The following is an 8,450-nucleotide window of genomic DNA, read 5'->3' on the forward strand; positions in this document are numbered from 1 at the left end:
CCCCCAACATCTCCCGCAACTCCGTCAACGCCTGCCGCCCCATGTCACCCACGAGCGCCGCGTTCTTCACAGCCTTCTCAGGATCCTTCCGGGCAACCGCCTGCAACGCCGCCGCATGCACCACCATCAACGACACCCGGTGCGCCACCACGTCATGCATCTCCCGGGCGATCCGCGTCCGCTCCTCACCCCGAGCCCACTCCGCACGCTCCTCGGCGCGCTCGGCCAGGAGCTGCAACTCCCGCTCCAACGAGTCCGCCCGCTCCCGCAGACTCTCCATGAGCCGCCGCCGCGCCCCCACGTACAAGCCGAGCAGAACCGGCGGCGCGGTCACTCCTATCGCCATCGTCACCGACGCGAACGCCGGGAACCAGTCCGCCCCCACCGGCGACCCGTCGCTCCCGATGTCCCCCTGCGAGGTCTGCACGTACACGACAATCAGCACACCCACGAACGCCATCGCCGACAGCGCCCCGATGATCCGCCGAGGCGCCTCCGACGCGGCCAGCGTGTACAGCCCGACCATGCTCATCAGATAGCCCATGTCCGCGGGCATGACCGCGATCGCGACGAGCACGACCGCCACGGGCCACATCCGCCGCACCAGCAACATGGACCCGGCGATCCCCCCGAACGCCACACCCACGGCCGCGGGCAGCCCCGCGTCCCGCGCGAACGCCTCCCCCTGCACCCCGCACTCCACCGCGGACACCAGCGCGAGCCCCGCGTCGAGCGCCGCCCCGCGCCAGCGCCTCCACCACCACGGCCCGGCCCTGGTCCCGGCCTCGATACGGTCTTCCCCCGTCGTGGTCATGCCTCCAGCCTACGGGCGCGACCCATCGCTTTTCCGGCGAGTTTCCCTTACCGGCGTACACCACGCCCCGCAATCGAACAGAAGCGAAACGCACCGGAATCCCTCGAACTGCTGAATCGCTCGTCGTTCGACCACGGAACCTCTCATTCCGCCCAGACGGTATGCCCATGGCACATCTACAGGGCAGTACTGGGCCGACGTGGTGGGCGTTGACGTACCGGCCTTCAGCAGGGCGACCCTTGAGAAGCACAACCCGCGAACCGTGCGCGAGAACTCCAACGACAGCCACCCCGGCTGCCTCGCGATCCACGTCCGACAGGGCGCCGACCCATACCGTCGCATGGAAGGCGCCTGGTACGGCATAGTAGGGGCTGCACCTGACTCCGATCTAGGAAATCGGACATAGTGCCCATACCATCCCGGGTCGTCTAATGGTAGGACAAAGAGTTTTGGTCTCTTGAATGAGGGTTCGATTCCTTCCCCGGGAGCCACAGCACGCGACTCCTCAGTTCGGGTCCTGACAGGCCACGCAGCCCCGTCAGGGCCCGTTCCCATTTCACCCCCACAACCCCCCGGTATCCTGCGGATGTCCACCCCCCACACATCCGAAGCCGAAGGGCACACCCGTGAGCGCCAACCGCCCGGCAGCCGTCGTCGTACTCGCAGCGGGTGAGGGCACCCGTATGAAGTCGGCCACACCCAAGGTCCTGCACAGCCTCTGTGGCCGTTCTCTCGTCGGTCACGTACTCGCCGCCGCGCGCGAGCTGGAGCCGGAGAACCTGGTCGTCGTGGTGGGGCACGCCCGCGAGAAGGTGAGCGCGCACCTCGCCGAGATCGACCCCGGTGTGCGGACGGCCGTACAGGCGGAGCAGAACGGGACCGGGCATGCCGTACGGATGGGTCTGGAGGAGCTCGGCGGCGGTGTCGACGGGACCGTGGTCGTCGTCTGCGGGGACACGCCCCTGCTGACCGCACAGACGCTGAAGGCCCTCGCCGCGACCCACTCCGCCGACGGCAACGCCGTCACGGTGCTGACCGCCGAGGTCCCGGACGCGACCGGGTACGGGCGGATCGTGCGCGACGGAATCAGCGGTGCCGTCACGGCGATCGTGGAGCACAAGGACGCCACCGAGTCCCAGCGCGCGATCCGGGAGATCAACTCCGGTGTCTTCGCCTTCGACGGGCAGCTGCTCGCCGACGCCCTGGGCAAGGTGCGTACCGACAACAGCCAGGGCGAGGAGTACCTCACCGACGTGCTCGGCATCCTGCGTGAGGCGGGTCATCGCGTGGGCGCCTCGGTCGCGGGCGACCACCGTGAGATCGCCGGCATCAACAACCGGGTGCAGCTCTCCCAGGCGCGGCGGATCCTCAACGACCGGCTGCTGACGGAGGCCATGCTCGCGGGTGTCACCGTGATCGATCCCGCCACCACCTGGGTCGATGTGACCGTGACGTTCGAGCAGGACGCGGTCGTGCACCCGGGGACGCAGCTGCACGGCTCCACGCACATCGGCGAGGGCGCCGAGGTGGGGCCCAACTCGCGGCTCACGGACACCCGGGTCGGAGCGGGTGCCCGCGTCGACAACACGGTCGCCGACCGTGCAGAGGTCGGTCCGCAGGCCTCCGTCGGCCCGTTCGCGTATCTGCGCCCCGGTAGTCGCCTCGGTGTGAAGTCCAAGATCGGTACGTACGTGGAGACGAAGAACGCCTCCATCGGTGAGGGGACGAAGATCCCGCATCTCTCCTACGTCGGTGACGCGACGATCGGGGACTACACGAACATCGGCGCGGCGAGTGTGTTCGTGAACTACGACGGGGAGAGCAAGCACCACACCACCGTCGGCTCGCACTGTAAGACGGGTTCGGACAACATGTTTGTGGCGCCTGTCACGGTGGGGGATGGTGCGTACACCGCGGCGGGGTCGGTGATCACGAAGGACGTACCGCCCGGTTCGCTGGCCGTGGCCCGTGGTCAGCAGCGGAATATCGAGGGTTGGGTGGCTCGTAAGCGTCCGGGGAGTGCGGCGGCGAGGGCGGCCGAGGCGGCCTCTCGCCAGGGCGAAGAGGCGAGCTGACCGGAAACGGGTGGGTCGGGCACGGCGTACCGTGATACGTGCACACACCCGCACCCCCCAGCTGAGACGACCTCTCATGCCCAGCTGAGACACCTCTGAGGAGACAGTGCTGTGACCGGGATCAAGACGACCGGGGAGAAGAAGTTGATGTTCTTCTCCGGCCGCGCCCACCCCGAGCTTGCCGAGGAGGTCGCCCACCAGCTGGGTGTCGGGGTTGTTCCGACGAAGGCCTTCGACTTCGCGAACGGCGAGATCTATATCCGTTATCAGGAGTCGGCGCGTGGTGCGGACTGTTTCCTGATGCAGAGCCACACGGCTCCGATCAACAAGTGGATCATGGAGCAGTTGATCATGATCGATGCTCTGAAGCGGGCGTCCGCGCGGAGCATCACGGTGATCGTGCCGTTCTACGGTTACGCCCGTCAGGACAAGAAGCACCGGGGACGTGAACCGATCTCGGCGCGTCTGATCGCGGATCTGATGAAGACGGCGGGTGCGGACCGGATTCTCACGGTGGATCTGCACACGGACCAGATCCAGGGTTTCTTCGACGGTCCGGTGGATCATCTGTTCGCGCTGCCGCTGCTGGCGGACTATGTGGGCGGCAAGGTGGACCGTACGAAGCTGACGGTGGTCTCGCCGGACGCGGGTCGTGTACGGGTCGCCGACCGGTACTGCGACCGGCTGGGCGCGCCGCTGGCGATCGTGCACAAGCGGCGTGACAAGGACGTGGCGAACCAGGTCACCGTGCATGAGGTGGTCGGTGATGTGCGGGGTCGTGTCTGTGTGCTGGTGGACGACATGATCGACACGGGTGGCACGATCTGCGCGGCGGCGGAGGCGCTGTACTCGCATGGTGCCGAGGACGTGATCGTGACGGCGACGCATGGTGTGCTGTCGGGTCCGGCGGCGGACCGTCTGAAGAACTCCAAGGTGAGTGAGTTCGTGTTCACGAACACGCTGCCGACTCCGGGTGAGCTGGAGTTGGACAAGATCAAGGTGCTGTCGATCGCGCCGACGATCGCGAGTGCGGTGCGTGAGGTGTTCGAGGACGGTTCGGTGACGAGCCTGTTCGACGAGCAGTAGGTCTTCCCAGCAAGGTCCTTCAGGGGCCTTCGAAGATCCTTTTGGGTGCGGCCTCCCTCTCCGAGTAGACTGCTGCAGTTGCTCGGCGAGGGAGGCCGTACCGCTTCGTAAGGGGCTTGTGCGGCTGTCCGTTATCGACGCGCTCTTCGTAGCAGGCCGTTCGTGGCCGGGTGACCCACGACCGATTCCTGAGTACTACGAGGAGTGATCATGTCCGAGGTGAAGCTCGCCGCCGAGACGCGTACCGAGTTCGGTAAGGGTGCCGCGCGTCGTATCCGCCGTGACAGCAAGGTTCCGGGTGTGCTGTACGGCCACGGTTCGGACCCGCTGCACCTGACGCTGCCGGGTCACGAGCTGCTGATGGCGCTGCGTACGCCGAACGTTCTGATCTCGCTGTCGATCGACGGCAAGAGCAACGAGCTGGCGATTCCGAAGTCCGTGCAGCGTGACCCGATCAAGGGTTTCCTGGAGCACGTCGACCTGCTGCTGGTGAAGCGTGGCGAGAAGGTCAACGTCGAGATCCCGGTGCACACCGAGGGTGAGCTGGCTCCGGGTGGCAACCTGCTGGAGCACGTGCTGAACGCGCTGCCGGTGGAGGCGGAGGCCACGCACATCCCCGAGTCCGTGACGGTTTCCGTCGAGGGTCTTGAGTCCGGTGCCTCGGTTCTGGCCAAGGACATCACGCTGCCGTCGGGTGTCTCGCTGGCGGTCGACGGGGACGCGGTCGTCCTGCAGGTTCTGTCCGCGCAGGCGGAGGAGCCGTCCGAGGAGGCCGCGGAGGGCGAGGCGTCCGCGGAGGCCTGATCCCTTCAGGGTTCCGGTTCCTGCCCACGGCAGAATTGCTCTCGGCCGCCGGGCTCCGTGCCGCGCACGGGGCCCGGCGGCTGTCGCGTATCGGGCGCGTATCGCGGGAGTGGTGCGTGTATTGAAGGAGACATGGACGTGACGACCGACGCGGGCGCCCCGTGGCTCGTCGTGGGCCTGGGTAATCCCGGTCCCGGGTATGCGATGAACCGGCACAATGTGGGGTTCATGGTGGCCGATCTGCTGGCGGAGCGGGTCGGTGGGAGGTTCAAGCGGGCGCAGAAGGCGCAGGCGCAGGTGGTGGAGGGCCGGATCGGTCCTCCGGGGCCGGCGAACCGCCGGGTGGTTCTGGCGAAGCCGATGTCGTACATGAACCTGTCGGGTGGTCCGGTGAACGCGCTGCGTGAGTTCTACAAGGTGCCTGTCGGGAACATCGTGGCGATCCATGACGAGCTGGACATCGACTACGGCACGCTCCGGCTGAAGCTGGGGGGTGGGGACAACGGTCACAACGGGTTGAAGTCGATGACGAAGGCGATGGGGCCGGACTATCACCGGGTGCGGTTCGGGATCGGGCGTCCTCCGGGTCGTATGCAGGTCGCGGATTTCGTGTTGAAGGATTTCTCGGGCGTGGAGCGCAAGGAGCTCGACTACTTCGTGGACCGTGCGGCGGATTCGGTGGAGTGTCTGCTGTCGGAGGGGCTGGAGCGGGCGCAGAGCGCGTACAACTCCTGAGCCGGCTGGTTCGCGGTCGGGCTGATTCGCGGTCGGGCTGATTCGCGGTCGGGCTGGGTGGGGTTCGGCGGGGTCCGGTGCTGTCGGGCGGGTCGATGTACGGGGACAACTGCCGACTTGTCGCCCACGGGAGTTGACCGACCGCGGGGCCATGGCCAAGGATCGCCGCCATGCCTGCCACTGCCGTCTCCCGTACGTCCCGCGAGGGGGCGTCTGCCGTGCTGCGGTTCGGGCGGATCGCGGCGATGGGTGCGGTCGCGGTGCTGATCCTGATCGCGGGTGTGTGGTCCTCGTGGGGTACCGCTCAGCATGTGATGCTGACGAAGGGCCGTGAGCAGGGTGCGATGTCGGTGACGCGGTGTGCGGGGGATGTCTGCACGGGGCCTTACACGCCGGCCTCCGAGGGGTCGCGGGCGCGTGCGCGGGTCGAGATCGAGCAGTCGGTGGCGGTGCGCCAGGGGCAGACGTATGCCGTGGCGGTGAAGCCGGGCAGCAGCGATGTGGTCCGTATCGGCCCTTCGGGGCTTCTCTACGCGTGGGTGCCGTTCGGGGGTGCGCTTCTGCTCGCGTCGGTGGTGGTGGCGGGTGGTCTGCGGCTGAACCGGCTGGCATGGGTGATGGGTGGCTGTGGGCTGGCGTTGATCACGGCGGCGTTCGTGGCGCTCTGAGCGGTCGGCTCGGCGCGTATGGAAAATCTGTGCGCCTCCTGATCGTTACGAGGGAACATTGACGCGAGGCGTGACTCATCGGGCATAAGCGGCGTTCTGCCACGTGACCGGATCTCACCGGAACTGGAAGTCGAGCCGCCCCCTCCGCACCTTCCGTTCCCTTCTTGAAGATGGATCTGCCCATGCGCACCCTCATCCGCGCCGGCGCGCTCGCCGTCGCCACGTCAGCCGCGTTGCTGATCGCACCCGCTGCCCACGCCACGCCGCTCGGCGAGGACGGCACCGTGAAGCTCCACGACGCGGTCTCCGGCAAGGCGCTCCTCAAGAACGCGCCGCACGTCTGCAGCTTCTACGTCGACGCCTTCGGTTTTGGTGGCGTCAAGGAGGTCAACTGGCGCATCGAGGCGTGGACCCCGGCCGGCGGTGTGGCGGGTGACCTCGTGAAGTCGGGCACGGTCAAGCTGGACTCCGACGGTCACGGCCGTACCGAGGACCTGTCCCTGCCGGACGGCCACTACAAGCTGTTCTGGTTCGACGGCAACGGCGGCTTGGTGAAGGACGTGGCGAAGCACAAGGTCTTCTGGAAGGACTGCTCGGGCGGCGTCCCGGCCGAGAACCTGCCCGCGCCCGACGAGTCGGAGTCCGCGTCGGCTCCCCCGTCGGACGCTCCGGGGGCTGCCGACGGCGGCGGTGACGGCGGCAGCGGCGGCCGGGGTGCCGACGGCGACAGTGGTGGCGCGGCCCGTGCGGCCGCCGGGTCGTCCTCCTCGTCCCGGCACGATCTCGCCGAGACGGGCAGCGGCGCCCCGGTCGGTGTCCTCGCCGCGGTCGCGGTCGCGTTCATCGCCGGGGGCGGTTTCCTGTTCTTCCGCCGCCGCAGGGGCAGCCAGGGCTGAGCCGGCCGTTGCAGGTGGCTGAGGGGCGCCCCCGGGGTCGTACGACTCCGGGGGCGCCCCTTTGCGCTGTGTGCGGGGTGGTGTGTCAGCCGGTGTTGCGCAGGCCGGCCGCGACGCCGTTGACGGTGAGCAGCAGGGCGCGGGAGAGCAGCGGGTCGGGTGTCTCTCCGGCGGCCGCGGCGTCGCGCTGGCGCTTCAGGAGGGTGACCTGGAGGTAGGAGATGGGGTCGAGGTAGGCGTCGCGTATGGCGAAGGTCTGCTGGAGGACGGGGTCGGCGTCCAGGAGCCGGTCCTCGCCGGTGATCCGCAGGACTTCGCGGACGGTGAGTTCGTGTTCGGCCTCGATGGTGGTGAAGACGTGCTTGAGGTGGTCGGGGACGAGGGTGTCGACGTAGTGGCGGGCGATGCGCAGGTCGGTCTTGGCGAGGGTCATCTCGACGTTGGAGACGAAGTTGCGGAAGAAGTGCCACTGTTCGTGCATTTCTTCGAGCACGGTGTCGAGGCCGGCCTCGCGGAGGGCCTTGAGTCCGGAGCCGACGCCGAACCAGCCGGGGACGATCTGCCGTGACTGGGTCCAGCCGAACACCCAGGGGATGGCGCGGAGTCCGTCGAGTCCGGCGCCGGAGTCGGGGCGGCGGGAGGGCCGGGAGCCGAGGTGCAGGTCGGCGAGCTGGTCGACGGGGGTGGAGGCGAAGAAGTAGGAGGGCAGGTCGGGGTCTTCGACGAGCCCCCGGTAGGCGGCGTGGGCGGCGTCGGAGACGAGGTCCATGGCCGCGTCCCAGCGGGCGAGTGCCTCGACGGACTGGCGGGGGGCGGTGTGCAGGGCGGAGGCCTGGAGGGTGGCGGCGACGGTGAGTTCCAGGTTCTCGCGGGCCAGGGAGGGGACGAGGTACTTGTCGGAGATGACCTCGCCCTGTTCGGTGACCTTGATCTCGCCTTCGAGGGTGCCCCAGGGCTGGGCGAGGATCGCGTCGTGGGAGGGGCCGCCGCCGCGTCCCACGGTTCCCCCGCGGCCGTGGAAGAGGCGCAGCCGTACGCCGTAGCGGTGGGCGACGTCGCGGAGGCGGCGCTGGGCGCGGTGGATCTCCCACTGGCTGGTGGTGATGCCGCCGAACTTGGAGGAGTCGGAGTAGCCGAGCATGACCTCCTGGACGTCGCCGCGCAGGGCGACGAGGCGCCGGTAGGAGGGGTCGGCGAGCATGTCCTCCAGGATGGTGTCGGCGGCCTTGAGTTCGTCGGTGGTCTCGAGGAGGGGCACGATGCCGATCTTCGCCCAGCCTGCGTGGAGGTCGATGAGGCCGGCTTCGCGGGCGAGGACGGTGGCGGCGAAGACGTCGTCGGCGCCCTGGCACATGGAGATGATGTAGGACTC

Annotated in this window: 8 protein-coding genes and 1 tRNA gene; 7 read left to right on the forward strand and 2 right to left on the reverse strand. The window is 68.3% G+C overall.

The annotated features are described in order from the left end of the window. Nucleotides 1–814, reverse strand: an 814-nt coding sequence (locus tag FNH04_RS36085; protein WP_228031801.1) for a sensor histidine kinase, incomplete at its 3' end; no start/stop codon positions are given. 417 nt (nucleotides 815–1,231) lie between these two features. On the opposite strand from FNH04_RS36085, the gene FNH04_RS36095 reads away from it, so the two are divergent. From FNH04_RS36095 to FNH04_RS36125, 7 genes are all read left to right on the forward strand, one after another. Continuing rightward, nucleotides 1,232–1,305, forward strand: a tRNA-Gln gene (locus tag FNH04_RS36095). A 135-nt stretch (nucleotides 1,306–1,440) separates the two neighbouring features. Further along, nucleotides 1,441–2,889, forward strand: coding sequence for a bifunctional UDP-N-acetylglucosamine diphosphorylase/glucosamine-1-phosphate N-acetyltransferase GlmU (gene glmU / locus FNH04_RS36100; RefSeq protein WP_322724820.1), 1,449 nt, complete (start codon nucleotides 1,441–1,443; stop codon nucleotides 2,887–2,889). Nucleotides 2,890–3,000: 111 nt separating this feature from the next. Continuing rightward, nucleotides 3,001–3,975, forward strand: coding sequence for a ribose-phosphate diphosphokinase (locus FNH04_RS36105; protein WP_322724821.1), 975 nt, complete (start codon nucleotides 3,001–3,003; stop codon nucleotides 3,973–3,975). Nucleotides 3,976–4,185: 210 nt separating this feature from the next. Continuing rightward, on the forward strand, nucleotides 4,186–4,779 hold the full coding sequence (locus tag FNH04_RS36110) for a 50S ribosomal protein L25/general stress protein Ctc (protein WP_152790062.1): 594 nt from the start codon (nucleotides 4,186–4,188) through the stop codon (nucleotides 4,777–4,779). A gap of 132 nt (nucleotides 4,780–4,911) precedes the next feature. Then, complete coding sequence (gene pth, locus FNH04_RS36115) at nucleotides 4,912–5,514, forward strand: aminoacyl-tRNA hydrolase (protein WP_152790063.1); 603 nt, start codon at nucleotides 4,912–4,914, stop codon at nucleotides 5,512–5,514. Nucleotides 5,515–5,684: 170 nt separating this feature from the next. Continuing rightward, nucleotides 5,685–6,182 (forward strand): hypothetical protein, encoded by a 498-nt coding sequence (locus FNH04_RS36120; protein WP_152790064.1) that lies wholly within the window; start codon nucleotides 5,685–5,687, stop codon nucleotides 6,180–6,182. A gap of 182 nt (nucleotides 6,183–6,364) precedes the next feature. Next, the gene (locus FNH04_RS36125; protein WP_152790065.1) at nucleotides 6,365–7,078 is read left to right on the forward strand and encodes an LPXTG cell wall anchor domain-containing protein; all 714 of its coding nucleotides are present in this window, start codon (nucleotides 6,365–6,367) and stop codon (nucleotides 7,076–7,078) included. 85 nt (nucleotides 7,079–7,163) lie between these two features. On the opposite strand, the gene FNH04_RS36130 is transcribed toward FNH04_RS36125, so the two are convergent. Next, a partial coding sequence (locus FNH04_RS36130) for a phosphoenolpyruvate carboxylase (protein WP_152790066.1) occupies nucleotides 7,164–8,450 on the reverse strand: 1,287 nt, incomplete at its 5' end.

The sequence above is a fragment of the Streptomyces phyllanthi genome, assembly GCF_009377205.1.
In the GTDB taxonomy this organism is placed as follows: domain Bacteria; phylum Actinomycetota; class Actinomycetes; order Streptomycetales; family Streptomycetaceae; genus Streptomyces; species Streptomyces phyllanthi.

Bases quoted from the DNA above. Each gene is read 5' to 3' on its own strand.
- pth (WP_152790063.1), top strand. From the start codon at position 4,912: ATGGACGTGACGACCGACGCGGGCGCCCCGTGGCTCGTCGTGGGCCTG.
- FNH04_RS36120 (WP_152790064.1), top strand. From the start codon at position 5,685: ATGCCTGCCACTGCCGTCTCCCGTACGTCCCGCGAGGGGGCGTCTGCC.
- FNH04_RS36125 (WP_152790065.1), top strand. From the start codon at position 6,365: ATGCGCACCCTCATCCGCGCCGGCGCGCTCGCCGTCGCCACGTCAGCC.
- FNH04_RS36110 (WP_152790062.1), top strand. From the start codon at position 4,186: ATGTCCGAGGTGAAGCTCGCCGCCGAGACGCGTACCGAGTTCGGTAAG.